Source organism: Streptomyces sp. NPDC058284 (genome assembly GCF_042881135.1).
Taxonomy (GTDB): domain Bacteria; phylum Actinomycetota; class Actinomycetes; order Streptomycetales; family Streptomycetaceae; genus Streptomyces.
Map to the genome: position 1 here is coordinate 61,581 of NZ_JBHVYE010000024.1, position 17,689 is coordinate 79,269.

Sequence of the window (17,689 nt, forward strand, 5' to 3'; positions counted from 1 at the left end):
ATCGGGGCGGCGGACCCCGTTCAGCTGATGACCAACTGGCTGCCACCGCATGCTGCTCCGTGGTGACGGCCGACGGCTGGTGGCCAACCCCGGGAGGGTCTGACCATGTCGCCGAAGTTGGCTACCAACTTCAACTGACTTATCTCCGCTGGGAGACGACTCATAACCACCTTTCCTACAACTCCCCTAAGATGGCGCGAAGTTGTACTGTTTGGTTGTGAGCACCGAACACGCCGCCGTCAACGGGCGCAAGCAGACGCAGCGCTCCCACCGGGAGGTGGCCGACGCGCTGCGCGACCGGATCAGGTCCGGCTCGCTCCGGCCCGGGCAGCGCATGCCCACGCAGGCCGAGCTCGCCGACGAGTTCGCCGTGGAGCGTGGGACGGTGCGTGAGGCGCTGCGCATCCTGCAGCGTGAGCATCTGCTGTCCAATGTGTCCAAGGGCAGCCCCGCCACGGTCGCGGACGCCGCCGAGCGCGGTCCCTCCGGTCCGGGCGAGGTGCGCCCGCAGCCGACGATGGTCGGCCTCGCCCCGCGTATCGCAGCCGCCTTCGAGGCCCCGCACGTGGAGATAGACGCCCTGTGTCTGACGTCCATCTCCCTCACCATGGCCATCGGCGAACCACTGCGGCAGATCCACGCCGGGCGGTTGAAACCGGCCAAGGTCGACGTCCGGGTGCTGCTGCCGAGCCGCGACATCGACCTCGCCTTCCCCGCGCCGGTCGACAGCGGGGTGGCCGAGGGCGGCCAGGTGCACCGGCGCTGGCTGGACCAGCGCAACGCGCAGGGACAGGTGCTGCGGCACAATCTGCTCGCGCTGCGCTCCTCGCACGGCATCGACGTGTCCGTGCAGTTCCGCGCGCTGCCGTTCACGCCGCCGGTGAAGTTGTACCTGATCAACGGCGTGGAGGCGCTCTTCGCCTACTACACGCTCATCAAGCGGGACGAGGAGATCGGCGAGGAGTCCCTGGAGATGTACGACGCGCAGGGCACGCAGTCGATGCTCTTCCCGTTCCATCAGGGGGACGGGCTGCGGGACACGACGTTCGTCGAGCAGTCCCACCTGTGGTTCAACGCGCTCTGGAACACGATCAGCCGGGACCTGGAGCTGGCGGCGGCCTGAGGCGACCGCCGCCGGTGGGTCCGGCCGGCTGCCGTTACGGTCCGGTCAGCCGGCCGGACCCGTCACCATCAGGGCGAGGACGACGGCGCCGATGGAGCTGCAGGTGGGGTTCTTCGCCTTCACTCCCACGGTCAGCAGGAGGAGGCCCACGATGCCCATCGGACCGTACTTCCACTGCACGAGCTGTTCGAGGGTGACGGCGACCACGGCTGCGAGGAGGGCTATGGCGGGCATGGTGGTTCCTCCTTCTGCCATCTTGAGTCAGTTGGCAACCAACTCTGTTGTGGTTGTCCCCACTTGGTCGGAGTAGATAAACAACTTCTCTTCAACTGCCCGAAGATGGCGGTCAGTTGTATCGTCTGGTTGTGACCCAGGAGAACGTGGCAGTGAACGGCAGCAGGAAACTCTCACCCCAGGACATCGCCGACACCCTCCGCGACCGCATCCGGGCGGGCGAGCTCAGAGCGGGAGAGCGCCTGCCGACCCAGGCCGAGCTGGCCGAGGAGTTCGGCGTCGAGCGCGGAGCCGTACGGCAGGCGATGAAGAAGCTCCAGAGCGAAGGGCTCCTGTCCAACGTCAGCAAGGGCAGCCCGCCCCGGGTCGCCGAGGCGGGGCCCGCCCCCGTGAGCAAGGTCCCCCAGCCCTCCATGGTCGCCCTGGCCCCCCGCCTCGCGGCGGCGTTCGCGGTGCCGCAGGTGCGGATCGACGTGGTCTCGTACACCGCGGAGACCCTGATGATCGCGCTCGGCGAGCCGGTGCGGCTGATCCACGAGGGGCGGATCCGGCCGGATTCGATCAAGGTACGCATCCTGCTGCCGAGCAGCGACATCCGCCTTGCGTTCCCGGTGCCGATGGAGGGCGGCGAGTCGGAGAGGGCCCGACTGCACGACCGGTGGCTCACCCAGCGCAACGCGCAGGGCCAGGTGCTGCGGCACAACCTGCGCGCCCTGCGCTCGTCGCACGGCATCGACGTCGACGTCACATTCCGCGCGCTGCCGTTCACCACGCCGGTCAAGCTGTACCTCCTGAACGGGCGTGAGGCGCTGCTCGCGTACTACACGCTGACCGAGAACTCCGTGGAGGTGAGCGAGAACGGCAGCGACCCCGAGGTCATGGACATCTGGGACGCCGGGGGCATCAAGGCGCCGCTCTTCTCCTTCGGGAAGAGCGAGCCCACCGCGCGGGACTCCATGTTCGTCGACGAGTCGCAGAACTGGTTCGACGCCCTCTGGGAAACCATTACGTCTGACCTGACACTCTCTTAAATGACCCCTGACTCGACGCATTCCGACACCGCGAGTGCCAAGCAAGCGGCGAATCTGACCGATTACGTGCGCGAGACGATCGAAGGTGCACGATTCGCGCTGCTCGACTTCGACGGTCCCATCTGCCGTCTCTTCGCGGGACACTCGGCCGCGAAGATCGCGGACGAGCAGATCCGCTGGCTCGCGGACCAGGGCCTGCACGGTCTGCTCACCGACGGCGTACGGGAGGAGACGGACCCGTTCGCCGTGCTGCGCGCCGTCGCGGACCGCCACCCCCACAGCGACCTGGTCGCGGAGCTGGAGGAACGGCTCACGCGGCAGGAGCTCGCCGCGGTCCCGAGCGCGTGGCCCACCCCGTACGCCGACGCGGTCATCCGCACCTGGACGGCCGTCGGAGTACGGCTCGCCATCACCACCAACAACTCGGCCCGCACCGCCGCCCGCTACCTCACCACCCGCGGCCTGACGGCCTGCTTCGCCCCCCACATCTACGGCCGCACCCAGGCCCTCCACCTCCTGAAGCCGGACCCGCACTGTGTGACCAGGGCACTCAGCGCGATGGGCGCGGCCCCGTCCGACGCGGTCATGATCGGCGACACCCCCTCCGACTTCCACGCGGCGCGGGCGGCGAAGGTGGACTTCATCGGCTTCGCGCGGAATGAACGCAAGGCGAGGCTGTTGCGGGAGGCGGGGGCGGCGGATGAGTTTCTGGTGCCGTCGTGGGAGCAGGTCCTACGGCTCCTGCGGGGCGACGTGACGCCCGCGAAAACGTAACTTCGTCCACTCCGTGGCATCCGCGCGGAGGAAGGTCGCTCATCGGATACCCTCTGCGCTCATGCCGTCACCTCCGCCTCGCAACCCCCACGAGGCGCCGAAGAGCGGTCGCCGCGAGACGTGGATCAGACACCTCGCCGACACGCACCGGAAGCACCCGGACCGCCAGGTCGTGGCCGGGCACCACAACATCAACTACGTCGTGCCGCTCGGCTGGTCCCTCGCCCTGCTGCTGCGCACGATGCCCTTCCGGGCCCGGGTGAAGTGCCGGATGCCGCGCGACGTGGTCGAGGTGGTGCCCCGCATCTGGCCGAGCGAGACCGAACTGCTCGCGGTGGTGAGCCGGCACCTCAAGGAGGTCCCGCGCTGCTTCCGGGACTTCGGTGACTGGTCGCTGCACTCCTACCGGGCCGGCCAGGCGCTCTCCGAGGTCAAGCCCCACGGGCCCGTCGGCGAGCCGATGATGCGCTCGTTCGCGGAGTTCTTCGCCAGGGCCGCGGGCGTACCGGAAGCGGAGCTGCCGCCCAGGCCCGCCGGCTGGCCGGAGTCCGGGCGGAGCCAGGAATTCCTGCACTGGCTGATCGACTACACCGAGGACCGCGTACACGGCCCCAACCGCTGGCGGTTCGACGATCTCTTCGCGGCCGTGGGGATCCGCCCCGACGCCATAAGCTCATTCCGGGACGCCCCCGACCGACCGCCCCTGACACCGCGGCCCTTCTGCCTCCTCCACACCGACGTGCACCGCGCCAACGTGATCGTCGGCCGCAGGAAGCTGGCCGTGATCGACTGGGAGTCGGCCATGTACGGCGACCCCCTGCACGACCTCGCCACCCATGTCGTACGCATGGATTACGAGAAGGAGGAGCAGGTCCGGATGGAGCGGCTGTGGGCCGAGGCGATGCGGCGCACGGGCCACGCCGACATGACGGCGGGGATGGCCGCCGACCTGCGCGTCTACCTGGACTTCGAGTACGCCCAGTCCGTCTTCCCCGACATCATGCGCGCGGCGCTCGGCCTGACGGAACTGCCGGGTGAGCCGGACGCCGCCGACTACGCGGGCGCTGCCGTGCGGGTCTGCCGGGCCTTGCGACGCGCGGCCGAACCCTTGAGGCTGGCCGAGGTACCGGACGAGGGCCGGGCCGAACGCGCCCTGCGGGACTGGTATCGCGGGCCGTTCGGCCGGGCGCAGGAGGAGGGGGTGGGGGACGGGATGACCGCCGGAACCGGAACCGGAATGGACACCCGAACCGGAGGCGGTGGCGGGATCGCGGCCAGTACCGGCGCGGGGAGGGGAGTCGTCGCCCGCGAGCTGCGCGCGGCGTTGGATGCGCGGCCGGCGGCACCGGCCGAGATCTGCTTCCTCTTCGACTTCGACGGCCCCGTCTGCCGGCTTTTCCCGGACGGCTCGTCCAAGAAGGTCGCCGACGCCCTCAGGGAGCACCTGCGGCGCCGCGGTGTCGACGGTGACGTCCTCACGCCGGAGGAGCAGCGGTCCATCGACCCTCATGACGTGCTGCGCGCCATGGACCGCGCGTTCCCGGGCAGTGAGCTGATCGCCGAGATCGAGGAGCTGCTGACCGCGGGCGAGGTGACGGCGACGCACACGGCCCCGGCCACCCCGGGCGCCCACGAGCTCATCCGTGGCCTGCGGGCGCGGGGCGTACGGCTGGCCGTCGTCACCAACAACTCGCCGCGCGCCGTCGCCGCCTACCTCCACCGCCACCGCCTGACCGACGCCTTCGGCCCGCACATCTACGGCCGTACGGACCGTCCGAGTCTGCTCAAGCCGCACCCCGACAGCCTGGAACGGGCCCTGCGCGCCCTGGGTGCCGAACCCGCCGACGCGCTCATGATCGGCGACACGGCGACCGACCTGGCGGCAGCGCGCGACGCGAAGGTCCTCTTCGTCGGCTACGCCCCCGACGCGGCGGCGGCAGGGCCGCTGCGTGAGGCGGGCGCCGAGCTGATCATCCCGACCCTGCGCCCGCTCCTCGGCCTCCTCGACCGCCACGAACTCCGCGACCCTTGCGAACTCCGTGAGTCCCCGGGGCGCCCTCCTTCCTGAGCCGTCGGGCCGCTCGGCCTGTCCGGGCTCTTCCTGCCGGTCGGCGTGCGGGGGACCATGTCCTTCCTGTCGACGCATCCGCTCAACAGGGCGGGAACCAGGGGGCTTTGGTGACGCGGAGGAACGGTCGTACGGCACGGCAGCGGGCCGCGGAGCGCTGGGCGGACGCGGAGAGCGCTGTGACCAAGGCGCTGCTGCTCGGCGTGTTCGGGCTGGGCCTTGTCGCGCAGTTCGTGCGGCCGGTCGGTGACGCCCTGGAGGGCAAGACCTATCTGGGCGGCGCCATCCTCAGCCTCGTCGGTTTCGTGCTCTACACCGAGGTGCGGAGGCTGAACGACGCCCTGCGGCCCGAGGTCAAGGCCGAGGTGCAGACCGCCGAGCTGGGGCAGTACTTCGACCGGGCGCTGGAGGCGAAGAAGAGCAGGACCATACGCATCGACGCCATCGGCTTCACCGGCGAGACCGTGCTGTATCCGATCAGCCGCAGCCTGGAGGCCCTCGACGACGGCGCCAGGCGCCAGGTGACCCTGCGCATCCTCGTACCGGACTTCACCGCGCCGATGGCGATACCCGGCATGCTGGACGATCGCGGCCGGGCCGTCGACGACCCGGACTTCCGTGCGGATCTGCTGCGCAAGGTGCAGGACTACGGGTACGACATGAGGGCCCTCACCCGGCGGCTGCGGCAGGGCGAACGGGCCGAGCTCGACGCGCGGTTCCGGGTGCTGCGCATCACGCCGCTGCTGAAGTTCTGCCTGATCAACGGCGAGGAGCTGTTCGACGGGATCTACGACAAGGTAGAGCAGCGTCCGGCCAGGACGCCGCCGGAGCGGCAGGTGCTCGACCTCATGGGCTACCACGCGGTCCTTACCCGCTGGCGTGCCGAATCGGGCGCCGCGGCCGGTGCCAAGGTCGCCCAGCGCCAGGACCTCTTCGACACGCTGTGGCGTGTGGCGTCACCGCTCGACGGCGAGCCCTCAGGAGGCGCCGACTAGCCCGCACGCCTCCCGACTAGCCCGCACGTCTCCCGGCCAGCACCCGAACAGCGCCCCCGAGAGCGCCACCGACACCCCATGGAGCGCTGCCCACCGGCTGGTTCAGGACGCTGGGCCAGGGCGGTGTGGGCGTCGCGCGCGTGGTGCGGCGTGCGCGGCTCTCACGCGTAGCGCCGCAACCCCCTGCTCAGCTGGGCGAATGCCGCGTCCGCGGCCGTGATCGCCTCCGGGGTGACTTCCTCCGCGCGCTCGCCCGCCGCGATGCGGCGCCAGTTCTCCTCGGCGAGGATGCGCTGGACGGCCACGATCTGGCCGGCCGCCAGGCGGGCTTCGAGGGGGGTGCCGCCGTGTGCCGGGGTCAGGGCGGCGGCCAGGGCCTGTTCGGAGCGGTCCTGGTAGCCGTACAGGCGGGCGACCAGTGACGGGGTGCCGTAGAGGAGGCGGTGGAAGGCGAGGACGGCGGGGGCGTCGCAGAGGCCCGTCACGGGGTCCTGGCGCGCCAGCCCGTCGAGGAAGTGGCGGTGCAGGGCGTCGAGCGCGGCGGCGCCGGGCGGGCGCGCGGCGACCACCCGGGCCGCCTCGTCCTCGTGGTCGGCGAAACGGTGGAGGACCAGGTCCTCCTTCGACGCGAAGTAGCGGAACAGGGTCGGCTTGGAGACCTCCGCCGCCTCCGCCACCTCCGCGACGGAGACCTTCTCGAAGCCCCTCTCCAGGAAGAGGGCGATCGCGGTCTCGGAGATCTCCTCGTATCTGCGCAGCCTCTTGCGTTCGCGCAGCCCACCGGGTTCGGGTGCGGACCGGGGTGCGGCCTCGGAGTGCGGAGAGTGCGGGTGGGCGTGGGTGTCCGGGCCGGCGCTGCTCATGACGGCGAGTCTAGCCGAGGCGCGATACTCGGTTACGTACATAACCTGGTTACGTACATGACTCGGTTACGAACTTAACTCGGTTACATTATCGTGGTCGCATGACGACGACTCCCTCCACCTCCACGGCCTCCGACGCCCTCGCCCAGGAACGCAGCTACCACGACGCCTGCCGCGCCGCCCTCGCCGCCATGGTCGAAGGAGCCGAGGATCTGGTCGTCGGAGGAGCGGACGTGTCCGCGTCGGGAGCCGACGCCGAAGTCCTTGGCTACCAGTTCCGCAGCCACGCCAAAGCCATGCGCGAACTCCCCGCCGCCCCCCTCTTCTTCGGCCGCCTCGACTTCGCCGACGACGGCACCGAGGGCGACCGGGCCGGTGATCACCGCGGGCAGCGCTACCACATCGGACGCCTGCGCATCACCGAGCACCCCTCGGCCCCGCCCCTCGTCGTCGACTGGCGCGCCCCCGTCTCCCGCGCCTTCTACCAGGCAGGACCGCGGGACCCGCAGGGCGTCGCCGTCCGCCGCAGGTTCGGCTGGGCGCCCGGCAGCAAGGGCGACTCCACCGACCTCACCGGCATGGAGGACGAACCCCTGGGCGCACAGAACCTACGGGCGGAGGGGCAGGGCGCGCCGGACGGCCAAGGCGCACCGGCCGCACCCGTGAGCCGGATCCTCGCCGGCGAGATCGAGCGCCCCCGCGTCGGCCCGATGCGCGACATCGCCGCCACCATCCAGCCCGAGCAGGACGACCTCGTACGCGCCGACCTCACCGCCTCCGTCTGTGTGCAGGGCGCCCCCGGCACCGGCAAGACCGCCGTCGGCCTGCACCGCGCCGCGTACCTCCTCTACACGCACCCCCAGCGGATGCGGCGCTCCGGCCTCCTCATCCTCGGGCCCAACCGCGTCTTCCTGCGCTACATCGCCGAGGTGCTGCCCTCCCTCGGCGAGACCGGGGTGCGGCAGTCCACCGTCCAGGACGAGATCGCGCGGCATGCCGTGCGCGCCGTCGACGACGAGGCCGCCGCCGTCGTCAAGCACGACGTCCGGATGGCGGCGGTGCTGCGCCGGGCGCTGTACGCGCGGATCGCGCCGCCCGCCGACGCCCTCGCGGTGCCGGACGGTTCGTACCACTGGCGGGTCCCGATCGGGGAACTGGAACGGATCGTCGAGGACGTGCGGGGCGAGGAGCCGCCGTACGCCGTCGGGCGCGAGCGGGTGCGCAGCCGGGCCGTCCGGGCGGTCCAGGAACGGGCCGAGCGCAGGGCCGGGCCGCAGAACAACACCTGGCTGCAGAAGATCGCGCGGTCCCGGCCCGTCGGCGCCTTCACCGACGCCACCTGGCCCAGGGTCCGGTCCGACGAGGTGCTCGCCGCCCTCCTCGCCGACGCGGACGCGCTCGCCGCCGCTGCCGACGGTGTCCTCGACGGCGCCGAGCAGCGGGCCATCCTGTGGGCCAGGCCGCCCCGCTCCTACAAGTCCGCGAAGTGGAGCGCCGCCGATCTCGTCCTGCTCGACGAGGTGGAGGGGCTTCTGGAGCGTCCCGCCGGGTACGGCCACATCGTCGTCGACGAGGCGCAGGACCTCTCGCCCATGGAGTGCAGGGCCATCGCCCGCCGCGCCGATTTCGGCTCCCTGACCGTCCTGGGCGACCTCGCGCAGGCCACCACCCCGTGGGCGGCCCGCAGTTGGCCGGAGCTTCTGGTCCACCTGGGCAAGCCGGACGCCCTGATGGCCCCGCTGACCACCGGTTTCCGGGTGCCGCGGGCCGTCGTCGGGCTGGCCAACCGGCTGCTCGGGCGGCTCGACGTGGACGTACCGCCCGCGCGGTCGCTGCGCGCCGACGGGGAGTTGCGGGTGCGGAGGGTCGCGGAGGCGGGTGACATGGGCGCTGCCGTCGTCGGCGCGGTACGGGACGGGCTCGGGCGGGAGGGCTCCATCGGTGTCATCGCGGCCGACCGTGACGTCGAGCGGCTGCGCGCCGCCCTGGCGGCCGCCGGCATCGAGGCCGCGGGCCCCGAACGGCTGGGCGCCCGGGTGACCCTGCTGCCCGCGTCGGTCGCCAAGGGACTGGAGTACGACCATGTCGTCGCCGTCGAGCCGGCGGCCGTCGCGGAGGCGGAGCGGCGCGGGCTGCACCGCCTGTACGTCGTCCTGACGCGCGCCGTCACCCGCCTCGACGTACTGCACAGCAGACCGCTGCCGTGGGAGGACGCGTAACCCTCACGGCCCTCACGGCCCTCACGGCCCTCACGGCCCTCGCAGTCCTTACGGCACTCACCGCTCCAGGACCGCCTCCATGACCGCCTTCGCGATCGGCGCCCCCAGCTTGCCGCCCGCGATCTCCGAGCGCGCGATGTTCATGTTGGAGGGGTCGACGAAGACGGCCACCGCGACCGGCGACTCGCCCTTGTCGTTCTTGGCGTAGGAGACGAACCAGGCGTACGGACGCTCGTCGTTGACGTTCGCGCCGTGCTGGGCCGTGCCGGTCTTGCCGCCGACCGTGACGCCGTCGATCCTCGCCTTGTTCGCCGTGCCGTTCTCGACGGTGTTCTCCATCATCTCCTGCACCGTCTTCGCGGTCTTCTCGGAGACGGCCCGGTCGAGCTCGTGCGGCCCGCCCTTCTCGATCGTCGAGAGGTCGGGGCCGCGCAACTCCTCGACCAGGTACGGCTTCATGACCCGGCCGTCGTTGGCGAGGCCCGCGGTGACCATCGCCATCTGCAACGGGGTGCTGGTCAGGCTGCCCTGGCCCATGCCGGTCAGCGCGGTCTGCGGCTTGTCGAGCTTCTCCGGATAGGTGCTGGCGACCGCGCGTACGGGAATGAACTGCTCGTCGTTGAAGCCGAACTTCTCCGCCGTCTCCCGCATCCTGTCCTTGCCGACCTTGAGCGCGATGTCGAGGAAGACGTTGTTGCAGGACCACTGCATGCCGGTCTTCATCGACACCTTGTCGCAGTTCGCCGCGGGCACGTCGTTGCCGATGCGGGTGGAGCTGAGGGGGAGTTTGTACGGGGTCTCGGCGCCGGTCGGCTTGTTGATGTCCGTCACGACGCCGTGCTCCAGGGCGGCGGCAGCGGTGACGATCTTGAACGTGGAGCCCGGCGGGTAGATCTCGCGCAGCGCGCGGTTGCTGAGCGGCTTGTCCTTGCGCTTGGCGAGCCGCTCGAAGATCCGCCCCTCCTCCTGCGAGATGCCCGCGAACGTCGAGGGGTCGTACGAGGGGGTGCTGGCCAGCGCGAGCACCTTGCCCGAGCGGGGGTCGAGGGCCACCACGGCGCCCTTGGCATCAAGGTCGACCAGGCCCTGGTAGGCGGCCTTCTGCGCCTTGGGGTCGATGGTCGTGACGACGTCGCCGCCCTGCTGCTTCTTGCCGGTCAGCATGTCCAGGGTGCGCTTGATGAAGAGCCGGTCGTCGTTGCCGCTGAGCACGCCGTTGTGGACGCCCTCCAGGAAGGTCGCGCCCTGGGCCTGCGAGAAGTAGCCCGTCACCGGCGCGTACATCGGGCCCTCCTTGAAGGTCCGCTTGAACTGGAAGTCGGAGTCCGGGGTCTCCTTCGAGCCGGTGATGGACTTGCCGCCGACGATGATGTCGCCGCGGGGGTGGGAGAAGGCCTCGATCTGCACGCGGCGGTTGTGCTTGTCGTTCGCCAGCTCGTCGTTCTCCGCGAACTGCACCCAGGTCGCCCGCAGGAGGAGGGCGAGCGTGAGGATCCCGCAGAAGACGGCTATGTGCCGCAGCGGACGGTTCATGGAGGCTCCCCCCGGTACCGACGGACGGACGAACGTTCCTCTTCCATCCTGACCGCTCACGCGCCCGACCGGGGCGGAATGCCGGGGACCGGTGTCTATGGGTGGACCGGTGTGGCAGGAGAGGTACGGCCGGGACGTACCGTCAGCGGACCATCAGGACTCCCGAAGCGCCCCGGCGCACAGTCGTCCCTGTCAGCAACGCCACGGCAGCGCACGGCAAAGCCACCGCGCAACTACCACGCAGCCGCCGGACACGAGCAGAACCGCCAGGGAGCAGACCATGACCGCCGCCACCGCCACCGCCACCGCCACGATCACGACCGCCGCCGCCACCGCCACGATCACGACCGCCGCCGCTACCGCCACGATCACGACCGCCGCTGCCGCCGATGCCGCCGTGACCCTCGGCACCCCCGGAGCGCCCGGTGCCCCCGAAACCCCCTCCCCCCCTTCCTGAGCCCCGCCCGCCTCGGCCCCCTCACCCTCCCCAACCGCCTCGTCATGGCGCCCATGACGCGGAACCGCGCCTCCGCCGACGGCGTCCCGCAGCCGGTCATGGCCACGTACTACGCCCAGCGCGCCACCGCAGGACTGATCGTCGCCGAGGCGGCCACGCCCAACGCCGTCGGGCAGACCTACGCCAACATCACCGCCATTCACAACGACGCCCACGTGGCGGGCTGGCGGCGGGTGACCGACGCGGTGCGTGACGCGGGCGGCCGGATGTTCCTGCAGTTGCAGCACGGCGGCCGGATCGGGCACCCGGACAACAGCGGTCTGACGCCGGTCGCGCCCTCCCCCGTACCGTTCCCGGACACCATCCACACGCCAAGCGGCCACCAACCGGCGGTCACACCCCGGGAGATGACCGTCGAGGACATCGACGCCACGGTCGCCGACTTCGCGGCCGCCGCCCGCCGCGCGATCGACGCGGGGTTCGCGGGCGTCGAGGTGCACGCGGCCAACGGCTACCTGCTCCAGCAGTTCCTGGCCCGCAACACCAACCGCCGCACCGACGCCTACGGCGGCCCGGTCGCGCACCGCATCCGCTTCGTGGTCGAGGTGGCCCGCGCCGTCGCCGACGCGATCGGCGCCGAGCGGGTCGGCGTGCGCATCGCACCCGGCATCACCGTCAACGGCATCGAGGAGGGCGACACCGACGCCATCTACCCGGCGCTGACCGACGCGCTCAAGGGCGTCGGAGACCTCGCCTACCTCCACGTCGTCTTCGCCGACCCCGACAACGCCCTCTTCCGGCGGATCCGCCGCGACTGGCCCGGCACGCTGATCGCCAACCCGGTCCTGGGCTGGGGCCGTCCGCTCCCCGCCGACGGCGGCAGGCACGCCGGTGAGCGGCTGCTCGCCGCCGGGGCCGACCTGGTCTCCCTGGGCCGCGCGTTCCTGGCCAACCCGGACCTGGTCGAGCGGATGCGCGTCGGGGCACCGCTCAACCCCCTTCAGGACAAGGGCCTGATGTACGTCGGAGGGGCGGCCGGCTACACCGACTACCCGACCCTCCGTGACGCGCGGGGATGAGGAAGGGGGCGAGCGGGGGTGTCGGCGCTGAGGTTCACGACGGTCCTGCCCTTGAGGGCCCGGGTGACGGCCGGATCGCGCAGGATCGCGTCGTAGTTCGGCCTCGGGGAACATCGGTACAGCCGTTGGCGCTGAGAACGATCATGGTTGGTTAGCGGGCCGGAGGGCCACGTTGATCATGGTCCGCAACGAGGGAACCCCATCCCTTGTGCGCGTGTAGAAATCCCAGGGGAGCGGAACCCGTCGCATGTGACTGATGGGCAGGCGCTACGGCCACAGCAGCTGGTTCTGATACTCCGTGCGGGTGTCTCCGGCGCTCAACGGCTCAGCTATGTGACCTGCGGGGGTAGGGCATCAGGGCCCGACTGTGCCACCTCCTCGCAGGGGGGCACGTGCCAAAATGATGAAAGGAACACTTGTGACCGAAAATTTCGGAGGCGCTGGCTCCGGCTCTGTCGGAAGCTTCAGCGACGCCGCTACCAGCACGGCCAACACCTTGGGTGGCGTGACCGACTCCGTGGGCAGCCTTGTCGGCAGCATTATCAAGGTCGGCCCGGGCGGGACGATCACGCAAGACATGGTTGACCACGCGAACAAGATCAAGCCCGCCGTGGACAAGGCCAACGGCTGACCTTACAGCCCCCGTGTCCGGCCTAGGGAAACATCGGTATAGCGGTTACCGGTGAGAACGATCATGGTCCGGTCGGCGCGAGGGTGCTGACCCGGTTCTCGTACTCGCGGCGGGCCTTGCGCTGAGCCGGGAATGCCGGGGCGCCCTCGCCGCCGTCGAGCGGTTGGCAGCGGTCGAGAAGTCGGTGGTGCACGGCCGGGACGGCGGTGACGCGCAGGGTGTAGCCCTGGCCGCGCCGTACGGTCACTCCCTGGTCGAGCGCCGACCGCTCGGCGGGCTCCAGCTCGGCGGTGTGGAGGAAGTCAGCGACCTTGCCGGGCATGTCGAGCGTGACCGGCAGCTCTGGGGCGGGCGCGTCCTCCCCGAAGGGGATGTGGTTGGGCAGGAGGTCGGCAACGGCGGTGCGGATGGCGCCGCGGCTGACGCCGTGGTCGCGGGCGAGGGCGGCGATGGAGCGGCCTTCCAGGTAAGCGGTGCGCACAGCCTCGGTTTTCGCGGCCGCCACGGCGGGGCGGCGCCCGCCCTTGTTGCCCTTGGCCTCGGCGGCGCGCAGTCCGTCGTAGGTCAGCTCGCGTTGGAGGTCGCGCTGGAGTTCGCCGGCGGCGGCGAGGGTCTGCACCATGAACTTCACGGTGGACAGCAGTTCTCCTGTGCGCGGGTGGCGGGCGGTGAGGTCCATCGCGGAGAACGCGCCGTCGTGGATACGTAGCGCCACCTGCTCGCGATGCAGGACGTCGAGCACGTCAAGGATGTGCCCGGTGCCGCGCACGAGACGGAACATCTCGGAGATGTGCACGGTGTCGCCCGGCCGTGCGTACGTCAGCAGCTCGCGGAACTTCGGGCGCTGGAGGGGGTGGAGGCGGCTGGAGGTTCCCGGGTCCTCCTCGAAGACGACCGGGTCGTCGATCCCGGCCTCGGCCAGGACGAGGTTCTGCCGGGCGGTGGACTGCTGGTCGGTGGAGACCCGCTTGTAGACCAGGTTCGCCACTGAAGGGTCCCTTCCGTACGGAGGATCGGACCCTACCTGTCGTCAAACCCTGTCAGCAATCACCATCGGATCTGATTGGATTCGCGCCGCCGTGAACCCCCGGATTGCACGGGTTCATTGGACGCTCCGGCCGCCTGTCGTCAAACGATCGTTTGACGACAGGTTGGGACGGCGGTGAACCCAGACGTCGATGTCCGGCCGGCCGGGCTGTGCCGTTCCAGGCACGGCCCGGCCTCCGTGCAGGTCTTAGTAGCTGTTTCCGGGATCGGAAACAGCTACTTACAGGAGGACCACTACGAGGCCGAGGCCCAGAACCGCCGTCGCCAGGCCGCCGACCTGAGCACATCACCACGGACTACGCGTTGGTACCGCCTGACGGCTCGCCTCACTCGATGTCGGTGTCGGTGTCGTCGTCCAGCTCGGGCGCGTCCGGGTCGCGCAGTGGGCGCAGGGCGCCGGCGGCCGGGGTGGATGAGGTGAAGCTGTAGCGGCCGAGCAGGTTCAGGTTGCGGTGCTTGAGAGGGGAGAGCCGGGCGATGTCCTCGTCCCGCAGTTCGTGTCCCTCGGCGCGGAGCTGGGCGACGGCGGCGTCGATGTACTTCGTGGTCCACAGCACGATGGCGTTGAGGACCAGGCCGAGCGCGCCGAGCTGGTCCTCCATGCCGTCGCGGTACGCCTGGTGGATGGTGCCGCGCTTGCCGTGGCACACGTCCCTCGCGAGCTTGTGGCGGGACTCCTGCACGGTGAGCTGCCGGTTCATCTGCCGACGATAGGTGTCGTCCACCGGGTCGACCACCCGCAGCAGATGCTCGGTCTTCGCGATCCGCCCGTACTCCGCGAACGCCGCCCCCAGCGGGGTCGGGCGGCCGTCGCGGCCGAACATGCGCAGCAGGTCGTAGGCACGGACCTGGTTGGTGACCAGGGACCCGGCGACCTTCAGCATGTCGGGCCAGTGCGTGATCACCTTGTTCAGGTTGACCCGGTTTCGGGCCAGGTCCTCCACCGCGCCGTACGTGCCGGTCTCGACGCCGGGCATCGTGGCCCGCCAGAACCGCTGGTCGTCCAGGTCGCGGAAGCGGGGGCTGAAGTTGTAGCCGAGGATCTTGAACAGGCCGAACACCATGTCCGAGTACGAGGCGTTGTCGGTCGCCACCATCTCCGGCTTCACCCCGCCGTCCAGGTTCAGCAGCGCGTCCAGGATGTGCAGGGAGTCGCGCGGCGTGCCGGGCACGACCATCTGCCCGATGCCCGCGACCTGGTCGTTGACGGCGTTGAGCCAGGTGATGCCCCGCTTGAACCCGAAGTACTTCGGCGACGGGGCGGCGTTGATGGTGCGCACCGGCACCTGGAAGCGCAGCCCGTCCACGGAGGCGAGCAGCCCGTCGCCCCAGAACTGGACGATCGGGATGTCAGCCTGGGCGGCGATGAGTGCGGCGTTCGCCGCGGCGATGGTGTCGGCGCGCAGGTAGTACTGGTCGACGTGCACGAGCCGGGCCCGGGTCAGGGCTTCGTGGGCGGGGTTGACCACCGGGGTCAGGCCGATGTTGCACGCCTCGGAGACCAGCAGCGCGACCATGGAGGTGGGCAGGTCCTTCATCCGGGTCGTGCCGTCGCCCAGGTGCACGAAGGCGTCGAGGAAACCGGTCCAGGCGTTCACCTCGAACAGCAGGTCCGGCAGGTCGATCTTCGGGAGCATCTTCTCGACCCGCCGGCGCAGCCACGCCAGGGACTTCGGCTCGCCGAGTGCGCCGAGCTTGTCGACGTTCAGCTTCACCCGCCCGTCGTCCTGCACCTCGATGGACACCTTCGCCTCCGGCCCGGCTTCTTCCAGGCGGGCCGCGAGCTGCTTCCATCCGGCGTCCAGGCCGCGCACCAGCTCCGCCAGGTGCTTGGTGACGGGCATGTCCAGGCTCAGGGCCGCCAGCACGTCCTACTCGACGGCGTCCCAGTCCGGGCCGTCCAGGAGGCGGGCGCGCGGGTTGCACCAGCGGTGCGAGGGCGAGGCGAAGACATCGCGGTTGTTCAGCGCCCGGTGCAGCTGCTCCAGCACGCACACCACGTACGCGTCCCGGTCCACCGATCCCTGCGGCAGCTCCGGGTTGGCGTACACCGCCTTGCGCCACACCGGCGGCACCAGCTTGTCATCCACCTCACGCGGCAGCAGCGGCTTCACCCCCACCTTGCGCCGGGCCAGCGCCGGAAGACCCCGCACCCCGGCCAGGACCCGCTTGCCCGCGCTCGCCGCGTCCAGCGCCTTCGACTCGCCCAGCAGCGCGAGGAACGGGCGGACCGTGGCGTACCGGGTCGCCAGCGCGGCCCGCATCGCGACGTCGGCGGTGTTCTCGTCCTCGGGCACCAGCGTCACCACCGTCGCCGCGGCCGTGGTCACTGCCGCCCGCGGACCGACTTCCTCCAACGCCGCCCACAACGCGCCCACGTCCAGGTCCGCGCCGTGCTCCTCGATCAGCTCCAGCTCCTCGACCAGCACCGCCCACGCACGGGCGACGAGCCGGGACGCCTTCTCCAACTGCGGCAGCGTCGACAGTCGCTCCTTCTCCGTCTTGCGCTTCGCGGTGTTCAGCAGTCGGGCGGCCATCAGGACCTGGAACAGGTCCAGGGCCTCGTCGATCGCCTTCGCCTCCAGGTGCCGCATCACCGCGGTCAGCATCGCCGTGCGCTTCGGCTCCGAGACCCGCTCCAGCAGCGGCGCCTTCGACCCCAGCGCGTACCGGGCCAGCGCGGCCATCCGGTTCGGCGGGATCTGCGACAACCGCAACCGGCCCAGCCGGTACGCGCTGATCTCGTCCACCCGCTCCAGCGCGCGGGCGAACGCCGTGCCCGTCGTCCGCGTCGGCGGCCGACGCAGCCGCTCCAGCTCCGAGAACCGCGCCCCCTCCGGCCCTCCGGCATCTTCAACGTCGCCACCAACTCGCCCGGCAGCGCCGGATCGGCGCGACGGGCGGCGCCCGCGACCGTGGCGTGCAGCCGCTTCTCCGCGACCTTCCGGGCCTCCGACACCTGCCGCGCCAGCACACTCACCCCGGGCAGCAGCACCCGGCGCCGGCGCAGCCAGCCCACCGCCTGGTTGAACAGCGCCACCGGCCCCTCGGCGTGCGTCCACGCCCGCCCGTGCAGGAACGTGCGGAACCGCCGCGACCACTCCGCATCCTCGTACTCGCGGTACTCGTAGGCGTCCCGGATCTCCCACGCGTGCTCGTACGCCGTCTTGGGCCGCTCGGTGTACCGCTTCACCACCGAAGCGTCCTCGATGCCGAGCTGCGCGGCCAGATGCTCGACCACCGGCCACGGCGCATCGAGCGGATCGTCCGGGAGGAACCGGCCGATGTACCGCACCGTGCACATCTGAAGGGCGAAGCCGAGCTGGTGGTGCATCGAGCGGCGCCGCGCGATCAGATCGCGGTCGACGTCGTCCAGGAAGAAGAACCGCTCCAGTTCGGGGCGGGTCGGCTCCTCGGCGAACTTCCCGTACGCCTCGGCCTGCTCATCAGTCAGAAACTCCACCGACACGAGCGGACCGTAGCCAGCACCGATGCCCGTCCGGCGGCCTTTCCGGGAAGCCCAGCGGTGTCCCCGACCGGTGTGCTAGCCGACCATGATCGTTCTCAGCGCCAACCGCTGTACCGATGTTCCCCGAGGCCGTAGAGGCCCGCGGGTTCACGGGAACTGAAGGACT

The 17,689-nt window shown here is 70.8% G+C and carries 13 protein-coding genes and 1 pseudogene; 9 read left to right on the forward strand and 5 right to left on the reverse strand.

Translation table 11 applies throughout. The features are described from left to right. The first annotated feature begins 211 nt into the window (after positions 1–211). The gene (locus tag ACFVYR_RS28320; protein ID WP_384261276.1) at positions 212–1,123 is read left to right on the forward strand and encodes a winged helix-turn-helix domain-containing protein; all 912 of its coding nucleotides are present in this window, start codon (positions 212–214) and stop codon (positions 1,121–1,123) included. A gap of 45 nt (positions 1,124–1,168) precedes the next feature. On the opposite strand, the gene ACFVYR_RS28325 is transcribed toward ACFVYR_RS28320, so the two are convergent. Continuing rightward, the gene (locus ACFVYR_RS28325; RefSeq protein WP_384261273.1) at positions 1,169–1,357 is read right to left on the reverse strand and encodes a hypothetical protein; all 189 of its coding nucleotides are present in this window, start codon (positions 1,355–1,357) and stop codon (positions 1,169–1,171) included. A gap of 125 nt (positions 1,358–1,482) precedes the next feature. Between ACFVYR_RS28325 and ACFVYR_RS28330 the strand changes: the two genes are divergently transcribed. The 4 genes from ACFVYR_RS28330 to ACFVYR_RS28345 all read left to right on the forward strand — a co-directional run bounded on the left by ACFVYR_RS28330 (position 1,483) and on the right by ACFVYR_RS28345 (position 6,225). Next, positions 1,483–2,388, forward strand: coding sequence for a FadR/GntR family transcriptional regulator (locus tag ACFVYR_RS28330; RefSeq protein ID WP_384261303.1), 906 nt, complete (start codon positions 1,483–1,485; stop codon positions 2,386–2,388). Then, on the forward strand, positions 2,389–3,162 hold the full coding sequence (locus ACFVYR_RS28335) for an HAD family hydrolase (RefSeq protein ID WP_384261270.1): 774 nt from the start codon (positions 2,389–2,391) through the stop codon (positions 3,160–3,162). It abuts the gene before it with no gap. 61 nt (positions 3,163–3,223) lie between these two features. Continuing rightward, positions 3,224–5,230: an HAD-IA family hydrolase gene (locus ACFVYR_RS28340; protein ID WP_384261268.1), complete on the forward strand. Its 2,007-nt coding sequence runs from the start codon at positions 3,224–3,226 to the stop codon at positions 5,228–5,230. Positions 5,231–5,340: 110 nt separating this feature from the next. After that, complete coding sequence (locus ACFVYR_RS28345) at positions 5,341–6,225, forward strand: ATP/GTP-binding protein (protein WP_384261265.1); 885 nt, start codon at positions 5,341–5,343, stop codon at positions 6,223–6,225. A 161-nt stretch (positions 6,226–6,386) separates the two neighbouring features. Here the strand turns inward: ACFVYR_RS28345 and ACFVYR_RS28350 are convergent, their stop codons facing one another. Then, positions 6,387–7,088, reverse strand: coding sequence for a TetR/AcrR family transcriptional regulator (locus tag ACFVYR_RS28350; RefSeq protein WP_384261262.1), 702 nt, complete (start codon positions 7,086–7,088; stop codon positions 6,387–6,389). Positions 7,089–7,189: 101 nt separating this feature from the next. Between ACFVYR_RS28350 and ACFVYR_RS28355 the strand changes: the two genes are divergently transcribed. Beyond that, positions 7,190–9,307 carry a HelD family protein gene (locus ACFVYR_RS28355; RefSeq protein ID WP_384261259.1) on the forward strand — a complete coding sequence of 706 codons (2,118 nt, stop codon included), beginning with the start codon at positions 7,190–7,192 and terminating at the stop codon, positions 9,305–9,307. Between the two features lie 57 nt (positions 9,308–9,364). On the opposite strand, the gene ACFVYR_RS28360 is transcribed toward ACFVYR_RS28355, so the two are convergent. Further along, the gene (locus ACFVYR_RS28360; RefSeq protein WP_384261256.1) at positions 9,365–10,840 is read right to left on the reverse strand and encodes a peptidoglycan D,D-transpeptidase FtsI family protein; all 1,476 of its coding nucleotides are present in this window, start codon (positions 10,838–10,840) and stop codon (positions 9,365–9,367) included. 280 nt (positions 10,841–11,120) lie between these two features. On the opposite strand from ACFVYR_RS28360, the gene ACFVYR_RS28365 reads away from it, so the two are divergent. From ACFVYR_RS28365 to ACFVYR_RS28375, 3 genes are all read left to right on the forward strand, one after another. Further along, positions 11,121–11,297: a hypothetical protein gene (locus ACFVYR_RS28365; RefSeq protein WP_384261307.1), complete on the forward strand. Its 177-nt coding sequence runs from the start codon at positions 11,121–11,123 to the stop codon at positions 11,295–11,297. After that, positions 11,294–12,376 (forward strand): alkene reductase, encoded by a 1,083-nt coding sequence (locus tag ACFVYR_RS28370; protein WP_384261300.1) that lies wholly within the window; start codon positions 11,294–11,296, stop codon positions 12,374–12,376. Before ACFVYR_RS28365 ends, ACFVYR_RS28370 begins: the two co-directional genes overlap by 4 nt. Before the next feature lie 418 nt (positions 12,377–12,794). Next, on the forward strand, positions 12,795–13,007 hold the full coding sequence (locus ACFVYR_RS28375; RefSeq protein ID WP_384261253.1) for a hypothetical protein: 213 nt from the start codon (positions 12,795–12,797) through the stop codon (positions 13,005–13,007). A 61-nt stretch (positions 13,008–13,068) separates the two neighbouring features. On the opposite strand, the gene ACFVYR_RS28380 is transcribed toward ACFVYR_RS28375, so the two are convergent. Together ACFVYR_RS28380 and ACFVYR_RS28385 are read right to left on the reverse strand one after the other, a co-directional pair. Continuing rightward, on the reverse strand, positions 13,069–13,995 hold the full coding sequence (locus ACFVYR_RS28380) for a recombinase family protein (RefSeq protein ID WP_384261250.1): 927 nt from the start codon (positions 13,993–13,995) through the stop codon (positions 13,069–13,071). A gap of 385 nt (positions 13,996–14,380) precedes the next feature. Beyond that, positions 14,381–17,523 (reverse strand): annotated as a pseudogene (locus tag ACFVYR_RS28385) (Tn3 family transposase). Positions 17,524–17,689: the final 166 nt, after the last annotated feature.